The sequence below is a fragment of the Oceanobacillus sp. MO10714A genome (assembly GCF_037072045.1).
Lineage (GTDB): Bacteria > Bacillota > Bacilli > Bacillales > Amphibacillaceae > Oceanobacillus > Oceanobacillus indicireducens.
Genome location: NZ_JAXHDC010000001.1, coordinates 76,817 through 103,206, shown reverse-complemented (window position 1 = coordinate 103,206; position 26,390 = coordinate 76,817). Strand labels below are relative to the sequence as shown.

At 40.5% G+C, this 26,390-nt stretch carries 25 protein-coding genes, 1 other RNA gene and 1 other annotated feature; of the genes, 5 read left to right on the top strand and 21 right to left on the bottom strand.

What is annotated here, in order from left to right; genetic code table 11:
- Nucleotides 1-6 precede the first annotated feature (6 nt).
- The 3 genes from ssrS to hisS form a co-directional block, all read right to left on the bottom strand.
- Nucleotides 7-186, bottom strand: a non-coding RNA gene (ssrS, locus tag SPD53_RS00530) — 6S RNA.
- 75 nt (nt 187-261) lie between these two features.
- A complete protein-coding gene (gene aspS / locus SPD53_RS00525; RefSeq protein ID WP_156856263.1) occupies nt 262-2,028 on the bottom strand; it encodes an aspartate--tRNA ligase in 1,767 nt (588 codons plus the stop codon).
- 1 nt (nt 2,029) lies between these two features.
- Nucleotides 2,030-3,313: a histidine--tRNA ligase gene (hisS, locus tag SPD53_RS00520; protein WP_156856264.1), complete on the bottom strand. Its 1,284-nt coding sequence runs from the start codon at nt 3,311-3,313 to the stop codon at nt 2,030-2,032.
- Between the two features lie 73 nt (nt 3,314-3,386).
- Nucleotides 3,387-3,607: a binding site (T-box leader), on the bottom strand.
- Between the two features lie 257 nt (nt 3,608-3,864).
- Between hisS and SPD53_RS00515 the strand changes: the two genes are divergently transcribed.
- The 3 genes from SPD53_RS00515 to SPD53_RS00505 all read left to right on the top strand — a co-directional run bounded on the left by SPD53_RS00515 (nt 3,865) and on the right by SPD53_RS00505 (nt 5,947).
- Nucleotides 3,865-4,131 (top strand): hypothetical protein, encoded by a 267-nt coding sequence (locus tag SPD53_RS00515; protein ID WP_156856265.1) that lies wholly within the window; start codon nt 3,865-3,867, stop codon nt 4,129-4,131.
- A gap of 173 nt (nt 4,132-4,304) precedes the next feature.
- On the top strand, nt 4,305-4,613 hold the full coding sequence (locus tag SPD53_RS00510) for a hypothetical protein (RefSeq protein WP_156856266.1): 309 nt from the start codon (nt 4,305-4,307) through the stop codon (nt 4,611-4,613).
- Between the two features lie 272 nt (nt 4,614-4,885).
- Complete coding sequence (locus SPD53_RS00505; protein WP_156856267.1) at nt 4,886-5,947, top strand: N-acetylmuramoyl-L-alanine amidase; 1,062 nt, start codon at nt 4,886-4,888, stop codon at nt 5,945-5,947.
- A 49-nt stretch (nt 5,948-5,996) separates the two neighbouring features.
- On the opposite strand, the gene dtd is transcribed toward SPD53_RS00505, so the two are convergent.
- The 7 genes from dtd to SPD53_RS00470 form a co-directional block, all read right to left on the bottom strand.
- Nucleotides 5,997-6,443 carry a D-aminoacyl-tRNA deacylase gene (gene dtd, locus SPD53_RS00500; protein WP_156856268.1) on the bottom strand — a complete coding sequence of 149 codons (447 nt, stop codon included), beginning with the start codon at nt 6,441-6,443 and terminating at the stop codon, nt 5,997-5,999.
- A 25-nt stretch (nt 6,444-6,468) separates the two neighbouring features.
- Nucleotides 6,469-8,673: a RelA/SpoT family protein gene (locus tag SPD53_RS00495; RefSeq protein WP_336251358.1), complete on the bottom strand. Its 2,205-nt coding sequence runs from the start codon at nt 8,671-8,673 to the stop codon at nt 6,469-6,471.
- 206 nt (nt 8,674-8,879) lie between these two features.
- Nucleotides 8,880-9,392, bottom strand: a complete 513-nt coding sequence (locus SPD53_RS00490; protein ID WP_336251357.1) for an adenine phosphoribosyltransferase — start codon at nt 9,390-9,392, stop codon at nt 8,880-8,882.
- Nucleotides 9,382-11,700 carry a single-stranded-DNA-specific exonuclease RecJ gene (gene recJ / locus SPD53_RS00485; RefSeq protein ID WP_336251356.1) on the bottom strand — a complete coding sequence of 773 codons (2,319 nt, stop codon included), beginning with the start codon at nt 11,698-11,700 and terminating at the stop codon, nt 9,382-9,384. Before recJ ends, SPD53_RS00490 begins: the two co-directional genes overlap by 11 nt.
- Before the next feature lie 51 nt (nt 11,701-11,751).
- Complete coding sequence (locus SPD53_RS00480; RefSeq protein ID WP_156856272.1) at nt 11,752-12,090, bottom strand: LapA family protein; 339 nt, start codon at nt 12,088-12,090, stop codon at nt 11,752-11,754.
- A gap of 20 nt (nt 12,091-12,110) precedes the next feature.
- Nucleotides 12,111-14,363, bottom strand: a complete 2,253-nt coding sequence (secDF, locus tag SPD53_RS00475) for a protein translocase subunit SecDF (RefSeq protein WP_336251355.1) — start codon at nt 14,361-14,363, stop codon at nt 12,111-12,113.
- A 40-nt stretch (nt 14,364-14,403) separates the two neighbouring features.
- On the bottom strand, nt 14,404-14,688 hold the full coding sequence (locus tag SPD53_RS00470; RefSeq protein WP_156856274.1) for a post-transcriptional regulator: 285 nt from the start codon (nt 14,686-14,688) through the stop codon (nt 14,404-14,406).
- Between the two features lie 113 nt (nt 14,689-14,801).
- On the opposite strand from SPD53_RS00470, the gene spoVB reads away from it, so the two are divergent.
- Both spoVB and SPD53_RS00460 read left to right on the top strand, forming a co-directional pair.
- Nucleotides 14,802-16,355 carry a stage V sporulation protein B gene (spoVB, locus tag SPD53_RS00465; RefSeq protein WP_336251354.1) on the top strand — a complete coding sequence of 518 codons (1,554 nt, stop codon included), beginning with the start codon at nt 14,802-14,804 and terminating at the stop codon, nt 16,353-16,355.
- Between the two features lie 93 nt (nt 16,356-16,448).
- A complete protein-coding gene (locus SPD53_RS00460) occupies nt 16,449-16,826 on the top strand; it encodes a TIGR04086 family membrane protein (RefSeq protein WP_156856276.1) in 378 nt (125 codons plus the stop codon).
- Between the two features lie 293 nt (nt 16,827-17,119).
- Here SPD53_RS00460 and yajC read toward each other — a convergent pair whose 3' ends face one another.
- The 11 genes from yajC to pheA form a co-directional block, all read right to left on the bottom strand.
- Entirely contained in the window at nt 17,120-17,368 is a 249-nt protein-coding gene (gene yajC / locus SPD53_RS00455; RefSeq protein ID WP_156856339.1) for a preprotein translocase subunit YajC, read from the bottom strand.
- A 54-nt stretch (nt 17,369-17,422) separates the two neighbouring features.
- A complete protein-coding gene (tgt, locus tag SPD53_RS00450; RefSeq protein ID WP_156856277.1) occupies nt 17,423-18,562 on the bottom strand; it encodes a tRNA guanosine(34) transglycosylase Tgt in 1,140 nt (379 codons plus the stop codon).
- 16 nt (nt 18,563-18,578) lie between these two features.
- Complete coding sequence (gene queA / locus SPD53_RS00445) at nt 18,579-19,607, bottom strand: tRNA preQ1(34) S-adenosylmethionine ribosyltransferase-isomerase QueA (protein WP_156856340.1); 1,029 nt, start codon at nt 19,605-19,607, stop codon at nt 18,579-18,581.
- A gap of 45 nt (nt 19,608-19,652) precedes the next feature.
- Complete coding sequence (locus tag SPD53_RS00440) at nt 19,653-19,850, bottom strand: DUF2905 domain-containing protein (protein WP_188856584.1); 198 nt, start codon at nt 19,848-19,850, stop codon at nt 19,653-19,655.
- A complete protein-coding gene (ruvB, locus tag SPD53_RS00435) occupies nt 19,847-20,851 on the bottom strand; it encodes a Holliday junction branch migration DNA helicase RuvB (protein WP_156856278.1) in 1,005 nt (334 codons plus the stop codon). The genes SPD53_RS00440 and ruvB overlap by 4 nt, the downstream gene beginning before the upstream one ends.
- 18 nt (nt 20,852-20,869) lie before the next feature.
- Complete coding sequence (gene ruvA / locus SPD53_RS00430; RefSeq protein WP_336251353.1) at nt 20,870-21,472, bottom strand: Holliday junction branch migration protein RuvA; 603 nt, start codon at nt 21,470-21,472, stop codon at nt 20,870-20,872.
- Between the two features lie 351 nt (nt 21,473-21,823).
- Complete coding sequence (locus SPD53_RS00425; protein WP_156856280.1) at nt 21,824-22,558, bottom strand: YebC/PmpR family DNA-binding transcriptional regulator; 735 nt, start codon at nt 22,556-22,558, stop codon at nt 21,824-21,826.
- A 299-nt stretch (nt 22,559-22,857) separates the two neighbouring features.
- Complete coding sequence (locus SPD53_RS00420; RefSeq protein ID WP_336251352.1) at nt 22,858-23,376, bottom strand: YhcN/YlaJ family sporulation lipoprotein; 519 nt, start codon at nt 23,374-23,376, stop codon at nt 22,858-22,860.
- A 58-nt stretch (nt 23,377-23,434) separates the two neighbouring features.
- A complete protein-coding gene (gene nadE, locus SPD53_RS00415) occupies nt 23,435-24,175 on the bottom strand; it encodes an NAD(+) synthase (protein WP_336251351.1) in 741 nt (246 codons plus the stop codon).
- 296 nt (nt 24,176-24,471) lie between these two features.
- The gene (gene safA, locus SPD53_RS00410; RefSeq protein WP_336251349.1) at nt 24,472-25,389 is read right to left on the bottom strand and encodes a SafA/ExsA family spore coat assembly protein; all 918 of its coding nucleotides are present in this window, start codon (nt 25,387-25,389) and stop codon (nt 24,472-24,474) included.
- A 136-nt stretch (nt 25,390-25,525) separates the two neighbouring features.
- Nucleotides 25,526-26,377: a prephenate dehydratase gene (pheA, locus tag SPD53_RS00405; protein ID WP_156856284.1), complete on the bottom strand. Its 852-nt coding sequence runs from the start codon at nt 26,375-26,377 to the stop codon at nt 25,526-25,528.
- Nucleotides 26,378-26,390: the final 13 nt, after the last annotated feature.

The following is a 26,390-nucleotide window of genomic DNA, read 5'->3' as shown; positions in this document are numbered from 1 at the left end:
TATGTACGAGATCCCGATCGTGCCGTCCATTTAAAAGTTTTGATCCCGCTTTTAGCAGGTGGGTGCCCTGTTCCAAACTGCTGATATTGTCTGCAGTAGACGGTATGGCAGGATGGAAACTTCCAGGCTCCCTATCAATTGGTGTTCGGTCAAAATACTTCGTATGGACGCACACATCAGGATTTTTTGATATTCTTTTGATTGTAAATTTATATTAACATAGCTTTTTAGAATTATCAAATGATAACCAAATCGTTTTGATTAATCTTTTTGTTTTCTAAGTTGAATCGATAATTCTTTCAGCTGTTCTTCCGCTACTCCGCCTGGTGCTTCCGTTAATAGATCTGAAGCCGAGGCCGTTTTAGGAAACAGGATTGTATCACGTAAGTTTGAACGGCCGGCAAGCAGCATGATAATCCGGTCAAGCCCTAAAGCAATACCCCCATGTGGAGGTGCACCGTATTCAAGAGCTTCCATTAAGAATCCGAATTGTTCTTGTGCTTCTTCTTCTGAAAAACCAAGAACTTGGAACATTTTTTCCTGAGTTTCTTTTTGATAAATACGGATGGAGCCTCCTCCTAATTCATATCCGTTCAAGACAAGGTCGTACGCGTTCGCACGCACATTCTCAGGTTCTGTCAATAATTTATCGAGCTCACCTTCTACCGGAGAAGTGAATGGGTGGTGTGCTGCGAAGAAACGGTCAAGTTCTTCGTCATACTCAAGCAATGGCCAGTCTGTTACCCATAGGAAATTGTAAATCGACTGATCGATTAAATCCAACTCTTTTCCAAGTTTTAGACGCAATGCACCCAAACTGTCAAAAACAACCTGGTTCTTGTCCGCAACGAATAATAATAAGTCTCCATCTGTAACTTCAACCTCTGTTATCAACTGTGCCTTTTCCTCTTCAGTTAGGAATTTGGCAATTGGTCCTTTTAGCTCTGCTCCTTCCGCTTTCAACCATGCAAGTCCTTTAGCACCGTATACATCAACATATTCAGCCAGCTTATCAATATCTTTTCTGGAGAAATTAGCTGCTTCACCTTTCACGTTCAACAGTCTCACACTTCCTCCATTTTCAATCGCCCCTTTAAACACTTTGAATTCGGATGTTTTGAAAATAGGTGAAGCATCGATAATTTCCATACCGAATCTCGTATCAGGTTTATCCGAACCAAAGCGATTCATCGCATCATCGTACGACATGCGCGGAAACGGTAACGTAATATCAATTCCTTTAACTTCTTTCATAACATATTGCATCATTTTTTCGGTCATCGCCATAATATCATCGCTTGTCTGGAAAGAAGTCTCAATATCAATCTGAGTGAATTCAGGCTGACGATCTGCACGTAAGTCCTCGTCACGGAAACAGCGGGCAATTTGGTAATACTTCTCAAAACCACTCATCATAATTAATTGTTTAAACAGCTGCGGAGATTGTGGCAAGGCGTAAAACTCCCCTGGATGGACCCTGCTTGGCACGAGATAGTCTCGAGCACCTTCTGGAGTACTTTTCGTTAAAATCGGTGTCTCCATTTCAAGGAATCCGTCATTGTTTAAAAAGTTCCGGATTGCCTGTGTTGTTTGGTGACGTAATTTAATCGTTTCCTGCAAGCCCGGACGTCTAAGATCAAGATAGCGATATTTCAACCGTAAATCCTCCGCAACGTCCGTATCATCTTTGATCATAAATGGTGGATTCTTGGATTTATTTAAAATTTCTACAGAAGAAGCAACGACTTCTATTTTCCCGGTTTTCATCAATGAATTGACGGTACTTGCTTCACGTGCGACAACTTTCCCTGAAATCTCCACCACATATTCTGAACGAATTGTATCAGCGATCTGGAGTGCTTCTGCTGATTCATCTGGATTGAATACTACTTGCACAACACCTGATCGGTCACGTAAATCAATAAAAATTAATCCACCAAGGTCGCGGCGCTTTTGCACCCAACCTTTGAGCAGAATTGTTTGACCGATATGCTCTTCATTTATTGTTCCGGCATAAATTCTTGTCATCTTACTTACTACCTCCTGTTAATTTCCCTGTCAGCGTATCAACTATATTTTCCATCGGTAGAACTTGTTGTTCACCCGTAGCCATTTCCTTTACTGTTACCGTATTGTTGCTTACCTCTTCTTCACCAAGGATTAGGACATATTTAGCTTCGTAACGGTCCGCTGCTTTCAATTGGCCTTTCATCTTCCGCATTTGATAGTCTTTATCAACTTGCACACCATTTGCACGCAGGTCATGAACTAGGCGAACAGCTGCTTGTTCCGCTTCCTTACCAACAGCAACGACGTAACAATCTAATTTGTCCGTGTCCGGTATTTCAACCCCTTCAGCTTCAAGGGCCATCAGAAGACGCTCCAAGCCCATTCCAAAACCGATAGCAGGTGTAGTTGGCCCACCGAACTCCTCGATCATTCCGTTGTACCTTCCACCACCAGCAAGTGTTGTTATCGCTCCAAATCCTTTTGCATCACTCATGATTTCAAAAGCCGTATGGTTATAATAATCCAGCCCGCGAACTAAGGTAGGATCTATGACATAGTCAATTCTCATCGCATCTAAGTACCCTTTTACTTCCTCAAAATACGTTTTCGATTCTTCGTTCAAAAAGTCAAGAATCGATGGTGCTGTTCCCATTGCCGGGTGGTCCCGGTCCTTTTTACAATCGAGGACACGTAACGGATTTTGCTCGAGGCGGACTTGACAGTCGGCACATAGCTCTTCTTTATGCGGAGTGAAGTGGTCGATCAATGCTTGACGGTGCTTCTCTCTGCTTTCTTTATCACCTAGGGAATTAATGACAAGCTTCAAGGAAGTTAATCCTAATGATTGATAAACCGTCATTGCTAAATCAATCACTTCCGCATCAATAGCGGGATCCGCACTGCCTAGCGCTTCGATACCGAACTGATTCAATTGACGCATTCTACCCTTTTGCGGGCGCTCATAACGGAACATTTCTGCAAAATAATAAAGTTTAACTGGCTGATTCACATCTCCATACAGCTTATTTTGCACATAGGCCCGGGCGACGCCAGCTGTTCCTTCAGGTCTTAGCGTTAAACTTCTCCCGCCGCGGTCCTCAAACGTGTACATTTCTTTCTGGACAATATCCGTCGTATCACCAACTCCGCGCTGGAACACTTCTGTATGCTCAAAGACAGGAGTACGGATTTCTTTATAATGATATCTCTTACAGATTTCCTTAATTTGTTCTTCAACATATTGCCAAGCTTTGACATCTTTCGGTAAAATATCAACCGTTCCTCGTGGTGCATTCATACTCAACACCATCTCCTCCTTTTCTTTCTACAAATTTATTTCCTCGAAAAAATATATAAAAATCCCGTCCCTTATAAAAATAAGGGACGGGATTTTTGCCCGCGTTGCCACCCTAGTTGATGTAAATACATCCGCTCTACACACAGTTAACGCCTGTCTACGTATATCCCTACTCTAATTTTCGGTCTATATCCTCTGGAATGTCTTTCATTGGACTATCGTATAGAAATGCTCTCAGCCAGTGACATCTCTTCTCTGCTTTACCTAGTTTCCAATTACTTTTTCCGTCAACGGTATTGTCTATTTATTCGTAGCTTATTTGAATGATTATAATCATAAGCTGTTCCAAGAAAATTGTCAAGAACGATTGTATAAGAACAACATCTTAATTTTTATTTACTGATGTTTTGATCCAGTCCTTCTTCGCGGCCCTCTATAATCGTGTTCCCAATTACGTAAGTCGTCTATTTATATAAGACACTTTCCTATTGTTCATGAAGGTTATTTATAGTACTCTGTAAGTGATTACACATTAAATAACCGGGGGTGGAGATTTAATGAAAAACAACAATGATACTATTTATGAAATTATCGTGCATGCTGTTAATTTGCTCTTGCTCGGATGTATCGGTATTCTCGCCTTTTTCTCTGTGGTAAACATTAGCCCAAACCAAAACCCCACCTCTGACATGATTGCATTTATCACCATTGCTTTCCTGACTGCAATGTGGGCATTCAATTATTGGCTCCAGTTAAAGAGAAAAAAATGGATTCTACCAATAGCCGGAACTGTCCTTTACGTCGCCATCTCTTCCTGGATGTAGGCATACCATTCATATACGACGTTTTTATTAGATAAGCCCGCAACCATCCAGAAAAGCTTTACCACGGATTCCATTACGGAGTGTATTGACACCAGGCCCTTTCACCCCTTCGAACAGGTCATAAAATGTATATTGAAAAGGATTACACTACAAATTACTAGGGTGGAGATTTAATGAGAACTAATGTTACTATTTATGAAATTGTCGTGCATGCTGTCAATTGGCTCTTACTCGGACTGGTTGGTTTTGTTGCATTTGGTCTCTTAATAAATATTAGCGAACCAGGACCAGTCCCCAACTTTGGAATTATCGATTTCCTATACCTTATTTTTCTCCTAGCAATGTGGGGTCTGAACTATCGGCTCCAACTCAAAATTAGAAAATGGTATCTACCGCTAGTCGGAACCATCCTTTTTATCACCATAGGTTTGGTTGTTCTAGGTGTGGTTGTTCCATTCCTAAATCATATGATTTACCTTTAAATAACACCGCAGCCATTTCTTAACGCCTCAAGACGGATACCAGTACGAATCGTTGTAGCGCCAGGTCCTGTTAAGTTTTTCATGCAACTTAGCATATTTTTGTGCGCAGGGCATCTTGCTGTGCCTGTCTTCCCATTGATTTCTCTGTTATGATGTCTGCAGCAAATTTCAATCGCATTGATTGCTGCACCGTTAGCTTTGCCACTAGCACAAAAATTTATTATACTTTAGAATACTACTATAGACTGTACTTATAGATTGGAGGAACAAATTTGTCTTTCAGAAAGATTATCATCCTCTCTTTCACATTTCTTTTATTACTTACTTCAACGGCTTTTGCAAAAAATGCAATGATCGAAGAAGATAAATTGAATGTCCGAACTGGACCTGGTACAGATTTCGATCGTATCGGACAAGTTAACAGCGGGGATGAATATGAAATCCTTGAAGAAACGGACGAGTGGATAAAAATTCAATATGCCGATTCGGAAGGTTGGATTACAAAAGAGTTTGTGACGATAAATGAAGAGGACGATCCAGTTAAGGAAACAAAAGAAGAGGAGGAAAAATTAGAAGAACCTTCCTTGTCTACTGTGACGATTCAGCAAGATGGAACCCATCTAAGAGAAGAAGCTTCTCCCGGTTCTGATATTGTTGCATTTACCGATAAGGAGGAAGAATTTGAAGTTGTCTCGGAAACGGAAAATTGGCTGGAGATTACAAATGATAAGGTATCAGGTTTTGTTCTACGAGATTATATTGAACAAACCGGTAACCGGAACACTAGTCTGCGGGGTAAAACCATTATAATTGATGCGGGACACGGCGGTAGAGATGTCGGAGCAATTGGTATTAGCGGATCCTACGAGAAGGACATTACCTACTTGACGGCTAGAGAGTTGGAAAGGGAATTGACGGCACTTGGAGCAGAAGTCGTTATGACTCGACAGAATGATGAATTCATCCCTCTAGAAAGCCGTTCCAGCTTAGCTAACGTTATCAATACGGATGCTTTCTTAAGTATCCATTACAATAGCTTCCCTGAAGTTCCAAGTGTTTCAGGTATTGAGTCTTTCTATTATCATGATCAATATGAATCGCTTGCAACTTATGTCCATGGTGAAATTATTAAGGAAACAAATGAAAAAGATAGAGGAATTTCTAACCAAGATTTATATGTCACCCGCCTAACGTTTAATCCTGGTATATTGCTTGAACTCGGGTTTATATCCAATGAAGAGAGCGATGAGCTATTACATAGCACGGGATATCAAAAGAAAATGGTGACCGGTATTATCAACGGTCTGCAGCGTTATTTCGCAGACACCGAATAACCAAAAAAAAGAAGCAGGGATGCAATTATTACATATCCCTGCTTCTTTTTTATTTATCTTTGCTGTCGATTAGGATAGTGACTGGACCGTTGTTGGTTAGGTTAACGTCCATCATAGCACCAAACTCACCGGTTTCTACATGGATACCTTCCTGCCGCAGTGCTTCATTAAAACTTTCGTATAGACGATTAGCCACGTCAGGCTTTGCCGCATGAACGAAACTTGGTCTTCTTCCCTTTCTCGTGTCCGCATATAACGTAAACTGCGAAATTGACAAAATGCTTCCTTCCGCATCTTTTAAAGACAAATTCATTTTTTCATTTTCATCTTCAAATATACGCAAATTGATGATTTTATTCACTAAATAATTAACATCTTGCTCGGTATCCTCATGTGTCACCCCAAGCAATACGACGAGACCGTGATCGATTTCACCTACGACGGAACCATCTATGGTTACGGATGCATTGGTTGTGCGTTGAATTACTGCTTTCATTTCACTATTTCTCCTTACTTTACAACTAGTTGATCGTTCTTGTTACAGAGTATACATCTGGGATTTTCTTTAATCTGCCAACAATTTTTCTTAAATGACCCGTATTTTGAATAAGAATTGTCAAATGAATGACAGCCATTTTATTCTTATCCGTTTGCCCATTCACATGGGTAATATTTGTCTTCATTTCACTTACAGCGTGAAGCACTTCATTAAGCATTCCTTGACGATCATACCCTGAAATTTGCAAATCGACATAGTAATGCTTCGTGTCTGTATAATCGTCTTCCCAAGATACGTCTATAAATCGTTCCTTCGCTTCTTCCGTATCGATATTCGGACAGTCGGCTCGGTGCACGGACACACCCCGTCCTTTCGTAATATAACCTCTGATTTCGTCACCTGGTACAGGGTTACAACATTTCGCTAAACGTACTAATAAGTTTTCTACTCCTTCTACCCGAACACCTGAATCTTTACGATGCGCTCTCTTTTTCGTCTTTTCAGCCGATTCCTCGGAAAGTATCTTTTTAACACTTTCTTCTTTTTCTCTATCTTTCCGTATCGTATCTGTTAACCTTGTAGCTACAAGTGCTGCTGTAATTCCTTGATAGCCGACCGCTGCATAAAGATCTTCTTCATTCGTAAAGCTGAATTTCTCACAAACTCGTTTCAAATTCTCTTCGGTTAATACTTCTTTTGGAAGAATGTCGAGCGCACGGATTTCCCGTTCGACAGCTTCCTTCCCTTTGATAATATTTTCTTCCCGGCGTTGTTTCTTGAAAAACTGTTTGATTCGGCTTTTCGCTTGTGAAGTTTTTGCGATTTTCAACCAATCCTGCGATGGACCATAAGAATGTTTCGAGGTCATCACTTCAACAATATCGCCATTTTTCAATTTATATTCAAGGGGTTCCATTTTTCCGTTAATTTTGGCCCCAATCGTTTTATTACCAATTTCCGTATGGATTTTATAGGCAAAGTCGATTGGCACAGACCCTGAAGGGAGTTCAACCACATCGCCTTTAGGTGTGAAAACATAGACCATATCAGAGAATAAGTCGATTTTTAATGACTCAATAAACTCTTCCGCATCATGGGTTTCGCTTTGCCAATCTAGTATTTCCCGAAACAGAGATAATTTCTCTTCAAATGAACTGCCTGAACCACTCTTCGCCTGTTTACCTTCTTTATATGCCCAATGTGCAGCAATCCCGTACTCTGCAATTTCATGCATTTCCTTTGTCCGGATCTGCACCTCAAGCGGATCACCCTTCGGACCGATAACAGTCGTATGCAAGGATTGATAAAGGTTCTGTTTTGGCATCGCAATATAATCTTTAAATCTTCCAGGCATCGGCTTCCAGTTTGTATGGATAATACCGAGCACAGCATAACAATCTTTAATACTGTCTACAATAATCCGCACAGCGAGCAGATCATAGATTTCATTAAATTGCTTGTTTTGCTTCACCATTTTTTGATAAATACTATATAGATGCTTCGGACGACCGGACATTTCCGCTTCAATATGGACTTCATCCAGTTGAATCGATAATTGCTTGATGACTTCCTCAATATATGTTTCACGCTGTTCTCGCTTCTGTTTCATTAATTGTACGATGCGGTAATATTGCTGCGGGTTTAGATACCGTAGCGCGGTGTCTTCCAATTCCCATTTAATCGTTGAAATTCCGAGACGGTGAGCAAGCGGGGCAAATATTTCGATTGTTTCATTCGCTTTTTGCCGTTGTTTATGTGGTGGTAAATGCTTCAATGTCCGCATATTATGCAGACGGTCCGCAAGCTTAATGAGAATGACCCGAATGTCTTTTGCCATTGCAACAAACATTTTGCGGTGGTTCTCCGCTTGTAATTCTTCTTTGGACTCGTACTTGATTTTCCCAAGTTTCGTTACACCATCGACAAGCAAAGCAACTTCCTCATTAAACTCTCCTTCAATTTCTTCCAGCGTCGTCTCAGTATCCTCAACGACATCATGTAAAAATCCACCTGCAATGGTCTCCGCATCCATTTGCAGATCAACAAGTATCCAAGCAACCTGGACAGGGTGGACGATATACGGTTCTCCTGACTTTCTAAATTGGCCTTCATGGGATTTTTTTGCATATTCATAGGCGCGTTTAATAAAGGTTAGATCGTCCGTTGATAAATATTCACTTGCCCTGTCCATTAATTGTTCAATTGTTATAATTTCATCTTTTGCCATTTAATCACCTTTATCAACTATCTAAAATTGTTTGACTTATCTGTAGATAAGGAAGTTTCCTTAATAATTATCCTTTTAAATAACTTCCATTATATGCGTTTATTCGTCCACTGTCTATAATTACGGTGAAAAAACAAGAACAAGATCGAATTTGGGGATATATTAGAAGAGGTCTGACCAATATATAGCCAGACCTGATGTGTATATTAGTACGTTATCAAAGATAGAACTTCATATCCTTCTAATTTATCAATGCCATTCAAATAGCTCAACTCAATAAGGAATGCGCAGCCTGCTACTACTCCGCCGAGCTCTTCGACAAGTTTAATTGTTGCTTCGATTGTTCCACCTGTCGCAAGTAAGTCATCTGTAATAAGAACCCGCTGGCCTGATTTAATCGCATCTTTATGGATAGCTAGAACATTCTCACCGTATTCCAGACCGTAGTTTACTTGAATCACTTCACGAGGCAACTTGCCTTTTTTTCGAACAGGTACAAATCCGCGGCCTAGCGCGTAAGAAACAGGGCAGCCTATAATAAATCCTCTTGCTTCCGGACCGACGATAACGTCTACTTCTTTTTCTTTGGCAAACTCAACAATATCATCTACTGCTGCGCGGAATGCATCACCATCAGCCATGAGCGGGGTAATATCCTTAAAAGAAATCCCTTCTTTCGGCCAGTCATCTACAATTTCAATATATTTATTATAATCCATTTATCATTTCCTCCTTGGACTTTTCCGTTTCAAGGTAATTTATATATGGTGTAAACCAGTTTTTAAACTCCTCATAATTGGAGTAATACAATTGCTGTTCAATCTCTAACTGTCGTAACCTTTCCTGATACACATCAGCAGCTTCCAAATCCTTTTTCTCCGGGGTTGGATTGACATGAACTACTCCATTATCCATCCTAACAAATTCAAGCTCGGAAAAAACACGCAGCATGAAAACAATATGTTCTTTAGACCAAGACTTTACTTTCATGATGGACTGGATTTCCCGCTTCATGTCGATTGTTTTACGCTTATGAAACAGTGCATATAACCAGACAAAGTCTTCTCTTGTTGGAAATGTCTTTAAATAGGCACTGTCATTTAATTGGAAACAAGCATAAATATTAACTGGTTGTATCTTCTGGATGAGTTGAATTAAGTCATTCAATCGAGCTGGCAGTGTACACAAAATCAGGTGGGGAACTTTCTGTAATTCCTGGTCTTTCGCTTCATAGCTGATTGTGGGAATAAAGCTATATTCCAGCGGATTTTCCGAAACAGCGATAACTTCTTCATTTGCCAAAAAGCTGAAATCAACATTTTTTCTGCCACGATAATCGAATAGCTGCCATTCCTCTATTCGCATGTCTTGAATCATAATCTGGGGTTTACGGTTGCCATTCCATTCATTGATTCCTAACTCCCCGACTACTTGTAGAGGGGTGTTCGGCGAAATTGCATAATAAAGATTTCCAAATCCAAACCCGATTCCATCCAAAAGCTTTCCATCTTCGCGGAATTGCAATTTTAAATGGTTTTTCTTGCTTCCAATCTGCCTTCCTTCAGCAGGAATATGTTCGATCTTGAAAACAGGTTTCGGATTCCCCATACCATATGGTGCCAAACGATTGATTTCATCGATTAACCCTTCGTTTATCTCAGCGATTTCCACTTCTCCACTAATTATAATTTCTTCTTTGCAGTCCTCTTCCGTCAGTTGCTCTTTCATATATCCGTCAAGTGCTTCCTGAATTTTTTCAACATTCTCAAGAGGGATTGTCATCCCCGCTGCCTGAGCATGCCCACCGAACTTTGAAAATAGATGGCGAACTTTCATGCAATTCGTGAATAGATCAAAAGCTGGAATACTTCTTGCGGAACCTTTTAATTCATTCGTTTCTGGATTAAAGTTCAATACAATTGCTGGGCGATCAAATTGCTTCACAAGTCTAGAAGCAACAATTCCCAATACACCTTCATTCCAATTTTCCTTATATACAATCATAACACCGAACTTGCTTGGGTCTACCATTTTCTCTGCTTCTTTTCTTATCACTTCTACAATCCGCTGTCTTTCCTGATTCAACTGATCTATTTCTTCAGCGAGTTCTTGGGCTTCCTCTTGGAACTCCGTCAGTAGAAGTTCAACGGCAAGACCGGCATCCTGCAGCCTTCCAACTGCGTTCAAGCGTGGTCCCATTTTAAAACCAACATCTTCTTCTGTCACATTTCCTTCGATTTTGCAGATCTGTTTTAATGCTGAAATTCCCGGTGTATTGCTTATTGTTAATTCTTTCAGTCCGTAATAGGATAGTACTCGGTTTTCATCCGTTAACGAAACTAGATCGGCAATCGTTCCAATCGCTACAAACCCGAGCAGATGTTTCGGAAAAAACCCAAGTAAGTACTGAGCGAACTTGAATGCAACCCCTACTCCAGCCAATTCTTTAAATGGATAATCCTCAGAGAGAGCGGGATGAATAATTGCATAAGCATCAGGGAGTTCATTCTGTGCCTCGTGGTGATCGGTAATAATAAGGTCAACGCCAAGAGCTTTTGCCACATTCGCTTCGTGAACAGCTGTAATTCCATTATCCACCGTAATGATCACTGTAAACCCGTTAGCATAAGCTTGGCGGAAAGCTTCTTCATTCGGTCCATAGCCTTCTGTAAATCGATTTGGTATGTAATAGGAACAATTTGCTCCAAGCTCTTCCAAAGCCTTAATGAGAACAGCTGTAGAAGTGACACCATCTGCATCATAGTCACCGTAAACTAAAATCTTTTCATTTTGTTCAATTGCTTCTCTTACACGCGTGGCTGCCTTATCCATCCATTGGATCTTTTCAGGTGGATGAACATCGTCCAAAGATGGGAATAAAAACTTTTCCGCTTCCCTAGACGAGCGAATCCCCCGTTGCAGCAATAGTTTTTCAACAACAGGAGAAAGTTTAAAAGATATATCATTTATTAATTTTGCATCAGATTCAATTGTTAATGTTTTCCAGTTTGCCTTGCTATGTAACATAAATTCACCCCTGACCAATCTATTATACAAAAGACCGGCAGGGGTAGCAATTTAATTATTCTTTTTAGGAACGGTTTTAACGTTTTTCTCCTTTGTTTCTTCTTTAATTACAGGTGGTGTGATGCCCGCTTTCTCCAAACGTTCCCGGTAAAGCTTATGTTCCTTCTCAAGCTTCATCATTTGCTTCCGCATTTGAAAGATTTTAAACATGCCTGCACCAGCTGTAATGAGTCCTCCCATTAAAACGGAAAACAAAATAACGAGAATGAGAGGAGATGTCGCACTCCAAAAGAAATAGTTCACTTGGACAGGCTCAATATTGATAACGGCAAATATTGATATTAAAATCGTTAGTACAATTGCCAGAATAACGTAACCCTGACCTTTCATTTCCATCTCCTCCTAAGAGCTTATACTTGGGGTCCTTCCACTCGTTTTTTCTTTCTGAAATCGAGTGGTTTTTCTTTGAGATTTTTCCCTCGCCAGACGAGCCATACTTGAGCTGCAAGGAAGAGGGAAGAATACGTACCTGCAACTAACCCAATTACTAATGCAAGAGTAAACGTAAAGATGGACGACGTTCCGAGTACAAGAAATGCAAGAATCGCAATTAATGTTGATATTGTCGTATTCATTGTACGAGTAAACGACTGAATAATACTCTTATTAATAATCCTAGCAAGTACTTTATTAGACGTTACCCGTTTTTCAAATTGAATATTCTCCCGAACTCGGTCAAAGATTACAATCGTATTATTAATAGAGTAACCGATAATCGTCAGGATTGCCGAAACAATCGTTATATCAAACTCAATTTGCGTAATACTGAAAGCGAACAACATGATCAATACATCATGTAGAAGTGCAAGGACTGCTGTAACCCCGAATATCAATTCGAACCGGAATGCAACATAAATAATGATGAATACCGCTGCAATTGCAACCGCATAGACCGCATTCTTCACGAGTTCTTCTCCAACGATCGGGGAGACAATACTTATCCCTGGATCAAAGCCATATTTTTCATTAAAGGTTTGTTGGATTTCGGTAATTTCTGTATCGGAAAGTACCGTATCAAAGCGAGCAACAGCAAGTTCATTATTTTCTCCAGAAGGTACGAGACTGCTCGCTTCCACTCCAAGGTCTGAAAATGTCTGTTCTACCTCTTCGATATCAATCGGTTCATCTGCGATTACCTCTATTCGTGATCCACTTGTAAAATCAATGCCAGGATTAATCTTGAAGATTGCTAGCGCTGCAAACCCAGCCACTAAAAGAATCCCCGTAAATACAAAAAACTTTTTCCTGTGTTTTACAATATCAACTTCTCGGTTAAATAGTTTTGGTTCCCTCTCTGGTTCCGCAATATCTTTAATTTCTTTATTCTTAACGCCAAACCATGTCTTTCTATTTTTCAAGAATCCACTTTTCACCCAGAAGCTTAGGAATAGTCTCGTTCCAAATACTGCCGTGATGAAACTGACGAGAATACTGATAATTAACATCGTTGCAAATCCCTTGACGGAACTTGTACCAAAAATGAATAGGACAACCGCTGCAATCATAGTCGTAATGTTCGCATCTAATATCGTACGGAAGGAGTTCTTGCTTCCTGCTTGGAAGGCAGCTTTCACCGATTTACCGGACCGGAGTTCTTCCTTATAGCGTTCAAACGTAATGACGTTCGCATCCACTGCCATACCTACACCAAGAATCAGTGCGGCAATACCTGAAAGTGTTAATACACCGTTCATCGCCATAAAGACAACAAGGACAAGATACGTATAAATAATCAAATTGATGGAAGCAATGAATCCAGTAAAGCGATAAACGGCAATTAGAAATAGAACGACAAGGCCTATTCCAATGATACCTGCAAAGACTGTATCATTCAGTGCCTGTTCTCCAAACTGGGCTCCAACAGAAGTAGAGAATATTTCGTTCATATGGACCGGTAAGGAACCAGAGTTGATAATATCAGCCAATGCTTTCGCTGACTCCACCGTGAAATCACCGGTTATCATGACATCTGTCGTATGTAATGTCTGATCAACACTTGGTGCGGACACGAATTTCGGCTCTTCTTTCAGTATTTCCTCTTTAAAGGAATCCCCTTCCTGGAAGTCCATCCAAATAACCAATAAATTATCAGGTGATCCCATTTCTTTAATCTGTGTAGTGACTTCACCGAATTTATTCGCATCATTCAATTTGAGGGAAACAATCGGTTTGTTCGTGGTTTGGTCGAAGTCTTGTTTCGCACTTCCCGGCTTGACGTCGGAACCATCCAACAGCTCGACATCATTTACGTCACGGAAAGAGAGTTGCGCGGATGTTGCAAGCATATCCCTCGCTTCTTGCTGATTCTCTACACCGGCAAGCTGTACACGTATGCGGTTCTCTCCTTCAATGTTAATGACCGACTCACTAATTCCTAGACGGTTCACCCGGTCGTTCAGTGTTTGAACAGTACCCTCCATTAGGCCACGGGTAATCTCCTGTTCTTCGTCAATCGGTTCGACTTCGTACAAGACTTCGAAGCCACCTTGTAAATCCAATCCTAAACTTATGTTTTTTGTAACTCCAGTTGTCGTTGTTCCAATCAGTGTGCCAAAAATAAGCACGATTAGAAAAAAGGCAACGAGTCTGCCTCTCTTTTTCATGTTCCTTGTTCCTCCCTTAATCTCTCGGGTTAAAATTCCTTTATGTATCTAATAAAGCAGCAATGGAACCGGCAAGATCATCATCTTGAAACGAACTAACGGTAAGGTAGCTTAAGTAAATGGATGAGTTTAATTGCATAATATCAGCTACCGTCTCATAAATCCGCTTATCCGGATACCCTTTCCATACTTTATCTACAAGGCATTTCCAGACATCTTCGCTAGTCGCCTGTTCATAACCCATGAGATGCAGTTCTTCAGCTTTACTGTGTAAAAAAGGTGTAACGGTTATTTTCCATTTTTTAACGCTTTGAATTGTTTCCATAATCCACCCCTCCTAAATGGAGTATTTATAGAATCTTGTCATGCTTGGCCAACACATTTGCATATATATTATTGTATATGAATTTGTATTTTTTGAGAAGGCAGGACGATAAAATGACAAGGCAAACATTTTTACAAGGCGCTTTAATCCTTATGCTAGCTGGAATGATTACGCGTTTCCTCGGTTTCATCAACCGAATTGTAGTTGCGCGTTTAATTGGTGAAGAAGGTGTAGGCCTGTATATGCTCGCCCTTCCGACCTTGTTTTTAGTCATTACATTGACCCAAATTGGGCTGCCTGTTGCTATTGCTAAGCGTGTTGCCGAAGCCGATGCAGTAGGTAATCATGAGAAAATCAGAAGCATTCTTGTCGTCTCTCTGCTCATTACTTCAATCACAAGTATTATTTTAACAATCGCTATAATACTCGGTTCGCCCTATATCGCCTCGACGCTGCTAACAGATGAGCGCACGATTTATCCATTGCTCGCAATTAGTCCAATTGTTCCAATTGTCGCCATCTCATCCGTTCTTCGGGGATACTTCCAGGGCAAGCATAATATGAAGCCGCAAAGCTATGCACAAGTGTTCGAACAGATCGTCCGGATAGTGTTTGTTTATATTTTCATTAAGCTACTTCTTCCCTATGGTGTTGAGTTCGCTGCAGCAGGAGCAATGTTCAGTGTAATCCTGGGCGAGTTTGCCTCTCTTATGTACATGCTATATCAGTTTAAATTGCGAAAATCGGGTAAAAATCGAAGACCAATCCGTTCATATTTCAGGAATACACGGGAAACGATGCGTGAATTATTCTCAATAGCCTTGCCGAGCACTGGCAGCAGACTGATTGGATCTATCTCTAATTTCCTTGAGCCGATTCTCGTTTCTCAAGCTCTTGCTATTGCAGGAGTGACTGCAACACTAGTTACGAAGCAGTACGGTGAACTGACAGGCTACGTCATCCCATTACTATTCTTACCAACCTTTATTACACATTCTCTTGCAATCGCGCTGATTCCATCCATTTCCGAAGCAGGAGCAAAAAACAATCAAAAACTTATACATTATCGGATTCATCAAGCAATCCGGATTTCATTTGCCTCAGGAGCGATTGCGACTATTGTATTGTTACTCTTCTCTGAACAAATTTTATTATTCATGTACGGAAGTTCGAGTGCCAATCAGCTGCTCATCCTAATGGCCCCCTTTTATATTCTACTTTACATTCAAGCACCATTACAATCGGCACTTCAAGCACTTGATTATGCAAAGGAATCGATGTGGAATACATTGATTGGCACCTTCATGAAATTATTAATAATTTTTGTATTGGCACAGCAACCAGCATTCGGGATGAATGGTGTAGCCATTGCTCTTTCAACCTCCGTCATACTCGTTACTTTATTACACTTAACGGTGTTGAATAAAAAAATCAAATATCATATTCCCCTCAAAGATATGCTGAAAATGATCGCTCTTTTCCTCTTGCCTTTTTTCGTCGGTTGGATGTTAAGAGAAATTTATATCTTAAGTTCAGGGGGAATAATGATGCTTGGGTTGGTCTTCCTTCTATTGATTGCAATTTATCTCAGTGTATTGTTTCTACTCCAGTTTATTACAAAGGAAGAACTGCGAGCAATCCCTATTTTTGATAAATGGTTACGCTAAACGGGAAAATTGGAGATTCTGTGAAAATTCACTTCTATTAGGGCGCATGGTTGAATAAAGTAATAAAAAGGACGACCATAGGGGGAGATTACGTTGCAACGGCAATTGATCGCTTTATTATATGGCTGGATCTTCATTCTTTTGTTCATTGTAGTTTCTAGTTTTGTGTTGGCATTAGTTTTACAGTTTACGACAATTAGTCAATGGATGCTTTCTTGGGTAGCATTTTCAGTCGGGTTGGTCGGGTTGTTTATTGGTGGGATGATCACTGGAATTAAGGGGAAGTCAAAGGGATGGGTCGTTGGCGGGTTAACTGGACTCGGTTTTACGTTATTTATTTTCCTTGTTCAATATCTCGGCTATCAAAATGGCTTTTCCATACAGCAGATGCTTCACCACACAGGCTTCATACTAGCCGCAATCTTCGGTGGCATGATCGGCGTTAACCTCTTTCAAAAAGATGCAGAATGAGCTAAACAGGTCCTTTCTTCTCTACTTGAAGTCCGTAGTCCTGATACCTCGATACTGCTCCAGAAGATACTCTAACATGTAGGTCCTATTATATTATTTTGTATTATATCTTAACGAAAAAACACACGGAGACTCCTCATGGAAAGCGGAGTGCAGGAAGCTATATTCATGGTTTAAAAAGTTATCGAGATTACGTACATTAATAGACAATCACCTACTTGAAATTACAAAAATGGCCCTTTAATAGGACCATTTTTTGTTTGCAATTCTATGTAGTTGAATCACATTTGAGCTTACTCAGCAACCTTCTCGCGGATTGCGGATCGGTCGTACGTAAGTTTCGTACCGTCTCCTGCTTGAATAACTACTGTACCTTCATCAAGCGCATGGATAATTCCATGGAAACCGCCGATTGTAATAACCTTATCACCTTTTTGCAGATCATTTTGCATTTCTCTTACTTGTTTCTGCCTCTTTTGCTGTGGACGGATTAGCAAGAAGTAAAAAATTACAAACATTAAAATTATCGGTAACAATGCCATTAAATCCAACGTTCATCCTCCTTCCTTCTATCTCAATATGAGAACATTTTCAAGTTAAAAGTTTTTTGCGTCTGGTTTGTTAAACCCGTATTGTTCAAAAAACTCCTCTTTAAAATCACCAAGACGATCTTCGCGTATAGCAGCTCGTACTTGCTCCATTAATTTTAACAGAAAATGAAGATTATGATAAGTGGTAAGTCTAAATCCAAATGTTTCATTACTTTTAACAAGGTGACGAATATATGCACGAGAATAATTTCTACATGCATAGCAATCACAATTTTCATCAATTGGACGGAAATCGCGTGCGAATTTCGCATTTCTCACAACAAGTCTCCCTGTTGACGTCATACATGTCCCATTTCTCGCGATCCGGGTTGGCAAAACACAGTCAAACATATCAATTCCACGTATTGCACCATCGATAAGGGAGTCTGGTGAACCAACCCCCATTAAATATCTCGGTTTGTCTGTCGGTAATAATGGTGTTGTGAAATCAAGTACCCGGTTCATCACATCCTTCGGTTCCCCGACAGAAAGACCACCAATTGCGTATCCTGGGAAATCAAGCGAGATTAAATCATTGGCACTCTGCTTCCGTAGATCTTCATACTCCCCACCTTGGACAATTCCGAATAATCCTTGCTCATCCGGCCTGCCATGTGCCTCGAGGCATCTCTCTGCCCAACGCGCCGTCCGTTCTACGGAAGACTTCATGTACTCACGAGTAGCGGGATATGGCGGGCACTCATCAAAGGCCATCATAATATCGGCCCCTAGATCATTTTGAATCTGCATCGCTTTTTCAGGAGAAAGGAAAAGCTTGTCCCCGTTTAAATGGTTACGAAAATGGACACCCTCCTCCACAATTTCCCGCATATCGCTCAAACTGAACACTTGGAAACCTCCGGAATCGGTGAGGATTGCTCCGTCCCAATTCATGAACTTATGGAGCCCGCCTGCTTCACGGATAATATCTTCTCCTGGTCGTAGCCAAAGATGATACGTATTGGAGAGAATGATATTTGCGTTCATCTCTTGTAACTCTTCCGGACTCATTGTCTTCACAGTTGCAAGTGTTCCGACCGGCATGAATGTCGGTGTATCGAAGGAACCGTGAGGAGTATGAACTCTGCCCAACCTTGCACCTGTTTGCTTATCTGTTTTAATTAATTCATATGTTATAGGTACCATATTATTCTTCCTTTGTCTATATAATTAGCATTGCATCACCAAAACTGAAGAAACGATATTCTTTCTCAACCGCTTCTCTGTAAGCATCCAACACTTTATCTCTTCCGGCAAAAGCACTGATCAGCATGATAAGAGTTGATTTCGGTAAATGAAAGTTTGTAATCAGTCCATCGATCGCTCGGAAAGTGTAAGGCGGATAAATGAAAATATCCGTCCAACCGCTTGTTGCAATAAACTCCCCATTATTATCTCTTGCAATCGTTTCTAATGTACGTGTCGAGGTTGTACCAACGGAAATGATCCGTCCGTTTGATTGTTTAACTTCATTTAATGTAGCTGCCGTCTCCTCGGACATATGATAAAATTCCGCATGCATTTCATGTTCCTTAATATTATCAACACTGACTGGTCGGAAGGTGCCCAGTCCAACATGTAACGTAATGAAGGCAAGCTTTATTCCCAACTGCTTAAGTTCTTCCAACAATTCAGTTGTGAAATGTAACCCCGCCGTAGGGGCAGCAGCAGATCCTTCTTCTTTCGCATAAACAGTCTGGTAACGATCTTTTTCCGGTAACTGTTCCTTAATATATGGAGGTAAAGGCATTTCCCCTAACTTATCAAGCACTTCATAGAATATGCCCTTATAATGAAATTCAAAAGTTCTTCCACCATGATCTTTAATCCCTGTACAAACTGCACGTAACTCATTATTTCCAAATATCAATTCTGTACCGATTTTCACTTTTTTCGCAGGCTTCGTTAATACTTCCCACGTATCCTCACTGTCTTGATGAAGCAGCAATACTTCAATCTTTGCACCTGTATCTTTTTTTATACCGAACAATCTTGCTGGCAGAACTTTTGTATCATTTAATACAAGGCAGTCACCTGGCTTTAAATAATCCTTGATATCTTTAAAATTTCGATGTTCTGGATTATCCTTACCTCGATCTAAGACAAGCAACTTCGATTGGGTTCTATCTTTTAGCGGCGTTTGCGCAATAAGGCGCTCTGGTAAATGAAAATCAAAGTCTTCTATATTCATAGGTATCTCCTTCATTCTGTTTCGGTTTCAAATTATTCGAATTCGTTATCTGAACTTGCCGATAACATAAAAAATCAGCGTCAGAATAATACTGATTAAAATAGAAGTGACGATCGGAAAATAAACTGTCACATTTCCAGTCTTGAACTGAATATCACCAGGGAGTCTACCAATAAAACGCCAGATGAGTCCAAGTATGATTAAAACGATCCCCGCTATAATCAATAATTTACTTATATTCATCTCTTTTCCGGCCCTTCCATTCCAAAATGTACATAAGCTTGAGCAGTAGCCATTCTTCCACGAGGTGTCCGCTGGATAAAACCTTGCTGCATCAAATACGGTTCATATACATCCTCAATCGTTTGCGCCTCTTCTCCGATCGTAGCAGCTAGCGTATCCAGCCCCACTGGACCTCCATTAAACCGCTCGATGATCGTTGTTAGTAATTTATGATCAATATGATCAAGACCCGCGTCATCAACTTGCAGCATGGCAAGCGCCTGCTTCGTGATGTCTAAACTAATTGTTTTTTCCCCTTTTACTTGGGAAATATCGCGAATCCTTCTGAATAAACGATTGGCGATCCTTGGTGTTCCCCTGGCTCGCAAGGCGATTTCTGCTGCTGCTTCTTTCTTAATCGATGTTTCGAATATCTCAGCAGTCCGTTCAATAATCGATGTTAAATCTTTCTGTTCATAATATTCAAGCCGGCTCAAAACACCGAATCTGTCACGGAGCGGAGCAGTCAGCAATCCAGATCGTGTGGTGGCGCCAACTAAAGTAAATGGTGGTAGATCAATCCGAACGGAACGGGCACTTGGACCAGTGCCAATAACGATATCGAGGAAATAATCCTCCATTGCCGGATAGAGGACTTCTTCCACTACCCTTGGTAATCGGTGCACCTCATCTATAAATAAGACGTCACCTGTCTCAAGAGAGGAAAGAATTGCAGCCAAATCACCAGCACGTTCAATCGCTGGTCCTGAAGTAGTCCGGAAATCGACTCCCATTTCATTGGCGATAATAGCAGCAAGCGTTGTTTTCCCAAGACCAGGTGGTCCTGATAGTAAAACATGATCTAGCGGCTCATTCCGCATTTTAGCTGCTTGAATAAAGATTTGTAAGTTCTCCTTCACTTTATCTTGTCCAATATATTGCTTAAGGGTTTCTGGCCGTAAACTTTGTTCGAGTCCAAGATCTTCTTCCTGCACGTCCCCAGCTACCATTCTTTCTTCCATCAAACTCTTCCTCCTCTCTTAGCTTTGTAATAATAATGCTAACCCTTTGCGGACAATTTCATCCGAATTCGTTAAGTTTTCTTTTCTCAATGCAGGCATGATGCTTGTCAGTTCTTTTTCTGTATAGCCTAAAGCTCTCAGTGCTTCTTTCGCCTCTATTAAGGCAGCTTCATCTGTTCTATGTATATTTTCGGCTTCCGTTGGTGTAATACTGAACGAGGCAGTGAGCTTCCCTTTCAAGTCTAAAATAATTTGTCTGGCAGTTTTTTTACCTACCCCGGGGAACTGCGTCAGGAACTTCTCATCCTCATTTTCTACCGCAGCAACAAAGGAAGGGATATCAACCGCACTCATAATTCCAAGTGCACCTTTAGGTCCAATGCCTGAAACAGAAATCAGCTTAGTGAATAAATTTTTCTCATCTTCATTCTTAAACCCATATAAAAGCTGCGCATCTTCCCGGACATGATGATATGTCTGGATCATTACTTCTTCTTCGAGTTGATGCTGGTAATAAAATGGATTCGGACAAAGCAGTTCATAACCAATTCCACCTGTTGTTTCAACAATGATAGCTTCATCTTGTATCGCCATCAACTTGCCTTTTATATAAGCAATCATCTAATGACCTTCTCCTTTTGTTTCCTCATAGATTTATACTAACATAAAACAAGACTTCATTCAGTTAGGGATTCCCGCTGAAGGTTAGTCCGGTTAATCAAAGTGTCCACGTACGTCAGCCCGCTTAAATTAACTCGTCCACCAATTGACAACGGCAGGTTTACGGACAGTTACACCATGATAAAGTGAAACTTCATTCAGTGGGGATTTACGGACTGTATATTCCCCACCTTCACATCTTGGGCTTCACTCCTGTTTAGGTGTGGGGGTATTACAGACCGTTAATGCCTGATAAAAGGATAGAAATGATGAAACTTCTATCCCAGTTTGGAATAGAAGTTTTAGAGATAATCATTCATTTGTTTCATCAATGTTATGGTAAACCTCTTGAACATCTTCATTATCTTCCAATGCATCGATCAGTTGCTGCAATTTCTCTGCATCTTCTCCCGATACTGTGGAATAATTTTGTGGAATTAACGTTAACTCGCTATCTGTTATGTCAAAGTCTTTTTCCATAAAATAAGCAACTACCTCAGAGAAATTTTCCGGGCTCGTAACAATTTCATATACGCCTTCGTGTGTAAGGATATCGTCAGCTCCAGCTTCTAGTGCTTCAAGTGTGATTTCATCTTCATCAATCTCACCTTGTTCATTATTGATGATAATAATACCTTTCCTGTCAAACATGAATGCGACACTTCCGCTTTCTCCAAGGTTTCCGCCGTTTTTACTAAAAGCGTGTCTTATTTCTCCCGCTGTTCTGTTTTTATTGTCGGTAAGCGCATGGACGATTATTGCTGTTCCAGCAGGACCGTAACCTTCATAAGTAATTTCCTCAAAGTTTCTCCCATCTAAAGTTCCTGTTGCTTTTTTAATGTTTCTTTCTATGTTATCATTCGGCATATTATCCGCTTTAGCTTTTTCGATTGCTAAACGGAGTGCCGGGTTCATTGCTTCGTCTCCGCCACCTTGTTTCGCTGCGGTATAAATATCTTTTGCATGGCGCATGAAGATTTTGCCCCGTTTTGCGTCTTGTGCACCTTTTCTTCTTTGTATATTCTTCCACTTGGAATGGCCAGCCATTGGACATTCTCCTCTCTAGCAATATCTTTAATAACTATACCAAAAAATGGCCCTAGTGAAAAGTATAGCCTCCACCGAGCAATTTCACAGGCGCCTTTAGTGTATGGGGACTGTTCCGCGAGAAACTGATTGCTAGGATTACTGAATATTATAATATTATCTAATAAAAATAACATGAATATGCATTAGAGGTACCCAGGGAACAGTCCCGATACCTAGGGATTTCTGAGGAAAGCGGGAGGTAGGGGACTGTGAACCTTCACTGGAAACGTTTTACACCACTTTAAAATTATTTCAACTTATTCTCTTTCAAAAAAATTGTTGAAGTTGTCCATGAAATCGAGCTCTGCTCCTTCGTTTTTGAATTGATTCCATTCGATATGGTCTGTCCATATAATAATCTGCTTTTCATCCGTTCCCATAACATCCCTCACCTGTTTTTCAATTTCAAGAATGACATTTTCTTCATGGGAAGTATCTGCAATATTTTCCCTAAGCCGAACCGCAACATAAATCTGATCATCCCTTTCGTGGACTTCAGCCATGACAATATCGCGGTTTTCCATTAATTTTTGTGAAATCTGTTCACTTCTATCCGTAATCGTTGGATCAGTGTAGGAATTGAAATCATTCGTTGAGAGCTCTTCCTTTTGTAACATTCTACCGTAATCATTGACATTACCCTCATCATGCCCGCTGCTCCTATAACTCGGTGCCCTTGGACTTCCATATCTCTCTTGTTCCGAATTATTTCCAGGTGACATTACACAGCCTGCGATAAACAAAAGCGAGAGAAAAAATATTGATTTTTTCAACATAATAAAACAACCTCCTTATCTATAGTTTGTATAAGAAAGGTTGTTTTACACATCTATTTTATTTTCTGTGAAACATTGGCAGACTTTCCCTTTTATGCTGTGTGCGTTCATGCATACTTTCAATCAACACTTGATCAGCCTCGGAGATTTGTTTCCCCTTCAAGTACGCATCGATTACAGCATATGAGATACCCATTTCCATTTCGTCTGTCTGCTCTTCCCATAAATCAGCGCTCGGAACTTTTTCAATCACAGCTTGCGGTACGTTTAAGGCTTGAGCCATTTCACGCACTTCGCCCTTTGTAAAATCAACGAGTGGGAGAATATCGACTCCTCCATCACCATACTTTGTAAAGTAGCCGGTATACCATTCTGACGCATTATCCGTCCCGACAACCAAATGATTACGATGCGCTGCGATTGTGTATAATATGCTCATTCGTAAACGAGCACGTAAATTAGCATCGGCTAATTGATCCTGCGCTTGGGCAAAACTTTTACTTTCAATCATTTTTTCCGAAATGGCTTGATACATCATTTTATGTGTTTCTGTTAAGTCGATTGTCATTTCCTCTATCCCGCAAGCTGTCGTGACGTCACGTGCATCTTGAATATTCTTTTCACTTGTCTGGATAGGCAGGATAACCCCTAAAGAATTATCAGGATAGGCAAGTTTAATCAAATTAGCTACAACGGCAGAATCCAGTCCGCCACTTACACCAACAAGCAAACCGTCTGCTTTTGCGGCTTCTGTTCGTTCTCTTAACCATTTTACAATCGATTCAATATGTTGTTCCAAATTGGTACACTCCTTTATCACGTATTAACGTTCTGTAATATCCCCTCATCTAAACATAAGGGAAACCCAAAATGTCAATGCTGGAATATAGTCCGTAAATTCCTAATTCTGTTCAACTAACATGCAGTGGGAGCGGAAGGATAACCCCATTGAATGAATTTCACTTTATGAACGCTGTCTTGTACGATTTTAGCATGAAAACCATTATTTTAAAATTAAACAAGTATCCATTTCTTCTATTTCTCTTTTACCCCAAAAAAAAGAGACGTAACGTCTCGTCTCTGAATGATTTATGATTATTCTTCTTTCTCATCATTTGAGGCATCTGCTTCATTCCCATCCGGTGTCGGGTATAACTCTAATTCTTCATTCCTTAACCCTGAAGCTGGTTCTGGAAACATCTGCATGTTATTTGTGTTTACTCCTTGATACATATCTTCTGATGGGAATTGCTGTTGATGCATCATACCAGGAAATACTTGAGGTTGGTGCTGCATCTGCATTTGCATAGGCATAAACATCGGGTCATGCCCGCCATGATGGAACGATTGATGTCCATATCCCCCACCATGATGGAACGACTGATGTCCAAGTCCCCCGCCACAGCCACAACCACAACTACTTGGTACATGCGGCATTGGCATATATCCTGAACAAGGATAAGTAAACATTGGCATCATTTGTGGTTGCACGAAACATGGTTGTTCCATCGGCGGCATTATTGGCTGGTGCATAGGCGGCTGCATTGGTGGGTGCGCGGGCTGTGTTTTTGGCATTACTTTTTTTTCTTGTTTTTCTTGTTTCGGTTTTACATGTTCTTTAGCTTTTGGTTTTTCTTTCTTTTTACTAGTTTTCGGAAGTTCTGGATGAATTTGTGCTGGATGCTCTTTGTGCTTTTTCTCAAGAGTTGGTAACATTTTCTCCGGTTCAAATGGAAATGTCGGCATTTTTGGTAGCTCTGTCATTGGTTTTTCTTTCTTAACTTCTTTTTTCGGAGCAGGAACATGTTTCTTTTCAGCTTTTGGTAACGTTTTTGTTTTATCTCCATGAGTCACCTTTTTGGAATGGGTCGGTATCCTTATTTTCATCCCGGGCATGATCATATCAGGGGTTGCTAAATGTGAATTCAGTTCTTTTAACTCTTCAAAATCCACATGATACTTCTTCGCAATCTCCCATAACGTGTCTCCTTTTTGGACAATGTGTATTTTCAAAAAGATCCTTCCTTTCTAGTTAACAATCTAGGCTAATTACTCTATATCAACATATGCAACGTAATCTCAAAAGTTAACCCGGAAGGAACACAAAAAAGAAGCTAAGAGAAAATTTATCTTCCTAGCCTCTGCGTTATTATAGATTCATGTGATATACCGGATAGGTACCTAATACATTCACCTCACAGCCAAGCGCTTCGAGTTCTCCTTTCACCCCAGGGAACAGTGCATCATCATAAGCTTGGTTGACGTCAATGATAAAGAAGTAATTTCCTAATCCTGTTTTTGTCGGACGGGATTCAATTTTTGACAAATTCATCTTCCTCCAAGCAAAAGCGGAGAGAATCTGATGTAGGGCACCTGGTTGATCACTAGGTAACGTAATCTTCAACGTCGTTTTCTCCAATTGAACCGGATGCTTCACATTTACTATTGCTTTATTTTTTGCCAATACGATAAATCGCGTATGATTATTGGCATAATCGTGAATATTTTCCGCGAAAATCTGTAAACCATATTCTTCAGCTGCCAAACTGTTTCCAATCGCAGCAATTGGTTCTGTACTTTCAGCGACAATTTCTGCCGCTCGACCGGTAGAGGTCGTATACGAAAACTTTGCTGTAGTTAAGTTTTTATGAAGATAACGATGGCACTGAGCGATCGCATGACTATGGGAATGAATTTCCGTAATTTGCGATACGTTTCCACCAAAATCCGGTCTTACGAGTAAATGTTGTTGAATTGGTACAACAACTTCTGCCACAACCGGTAAAGTGACTTCATGAATTAAATAATCTACAGTCAACTGCACAGTTCCCTCAATCGCATTCTCTATCGGTACTACCGCTATGTCAATCTCATCATTTGCTACTGCATCAATACATTCAGGGATCGTTGAATAACTGACTTTGTCCTCATTATTGAATGTTGTATCCACCGCTAATTTCGTAAATGTTCCCTTTGGTCCTAAATATCCAATCGTCGTCAAAATGGTCCCCCCC

What these genes read in the sequence shown, in the direction of transcription:
- aspS (WP_156856263.1), bottom strand. Translation starts at nt 2,028, where the DNA reads ATGACAAGAATTTATGCCGGAACAATAAATGAAGAGCATATCGGTCAA.
- SPD53_RS00515 (WP_156856265.1), top strand. Translation starts at nt 3,865, where the DNA reads ATGAAAAACAACAATGATACTATTTATGAAATTATCGTGCATGCTGTT.
- SPD53_RS00510 (WP_156856266.1), top strand. Translation starts at nt 4,305, where the DNA reads ATGAGAACTAATGTTACTATTTATGAAATTGTCGTGCATGCTGTCAAT.
- dtd (WP_156856268.1), bottom strand. Translation starts at nt 6,443, where the DNA reads ATGAAAGCAGTAATTCAACGCACAACCAATGCATCCGTAACCATAGAT.
- SPD53_RS00495 (WP_336251358.1), bottom strand. Translation starts at nt 8,673, where the DNA reads ATGGCAAAAGATGAAATTATAACAATTGAACAATTAATGGACAGGGCA.
- SPD53_RS00490 (WP_336251357.1), bottom strand. Translation starts at nt 9,392, where the DNA reads ATGGATTATAATAAATATATTGAAATTGTAGATGACTGGCCGAAAGAA.
- recJ (WP_336251356.1), bottom strand. Translation starts at nt 11,700, where the DNA reads ATGTTACATAGCAAGGCAAACTGGAAAACATTAACAATTGAATCTGAT.
- SPD53_RS00480 (WP_156856272.1), bottom strand. Translation starts at nt 12,090, where the DNA reads ATGAAAGGTCAGGGTTACGTTATTCTGGCAATTGTACTAACGATTTTA.
- secDF (WP_336251355.1), bottom strand. Translation starts at nt 14,363, where the DNA reads ATGAAAAAGAGAGGCAGACTCGTTGCCTTTTTTCTAATCGTGCTTATT.
- SPD53_RS00470 (WP_156856274.1), bottom strand. Translation starts at nt 14,688, where the DNA reads ATGGAAACAATTCAAAGCGTTAAAAAATGGAAAATAACCGTTACACCT.
- spoVB (WP_336251354.1), top strand. Translation starts at nt 14,802, where the DNA reads ATGACAAGGCAAACATTTTTACAAGGCGCTTTAATCCTTATGCTAGCT.
- yajC (WP_156856339.1), bottom strand. Translation starts at nt 17,368, where the DNA reads ATGGCATTGTTACCGATAATTTTAATGTTTGTAATTTTTTACTTCTTG.
- tgt (WP_156856277.1), bottom strand. Translation starts at nt 18,562, where the DNA reads ATGGTACCTATAACATATGAATTAATTAAAACAGATAAGCAAACAGGT.
- queA (WP_156856340.1), bottom strand. Translation starts at nt 19,607, where the DNA reads ATGAATATAGAAGACTTTGATTTTCATTTACCAGAGCGCCTTATTGCG.
- SPD53_RS00440 (WP_188856584.1), bottom strand. Translation starts at nt 19,850, where the DNA reads ATGAATATAAGTAAATTATTGATTATAGCGGGGATCGTTTTAATCATA.
- ruvB (WP_156856278.1), bottom strand. Translation starts at nt 20,851, where the DNA reads ATGGAAGAAAGAATGGTAGCTGGGGACGTGCAGGAAGAAGATCTTGGA.
- ruvA (WP_336251353.1), bottom strand. Translation starts at nt 21,472, where the DNA reads ATGATTGCTTATATAAAAGGCAAGTTGATGGCGATACAAGATGAAGCT.
- SPD53_RS00425 (WP_156856280.1), bottom strand. Translation starts at nt 22,558, where the DNA reads ATGGCTGGCCATTCCAAGTGGAAGAATATACAAAGAAGAAAAGGTGCA.
- SPD53_RS00420 (WP_336251352.1), bottom strand. Translation starts at nt 23,376, where the DNA reads ATGTTGAAAAAATCAATATTTTTTCTCTCGCTTTTGTTTATCGCAGGC.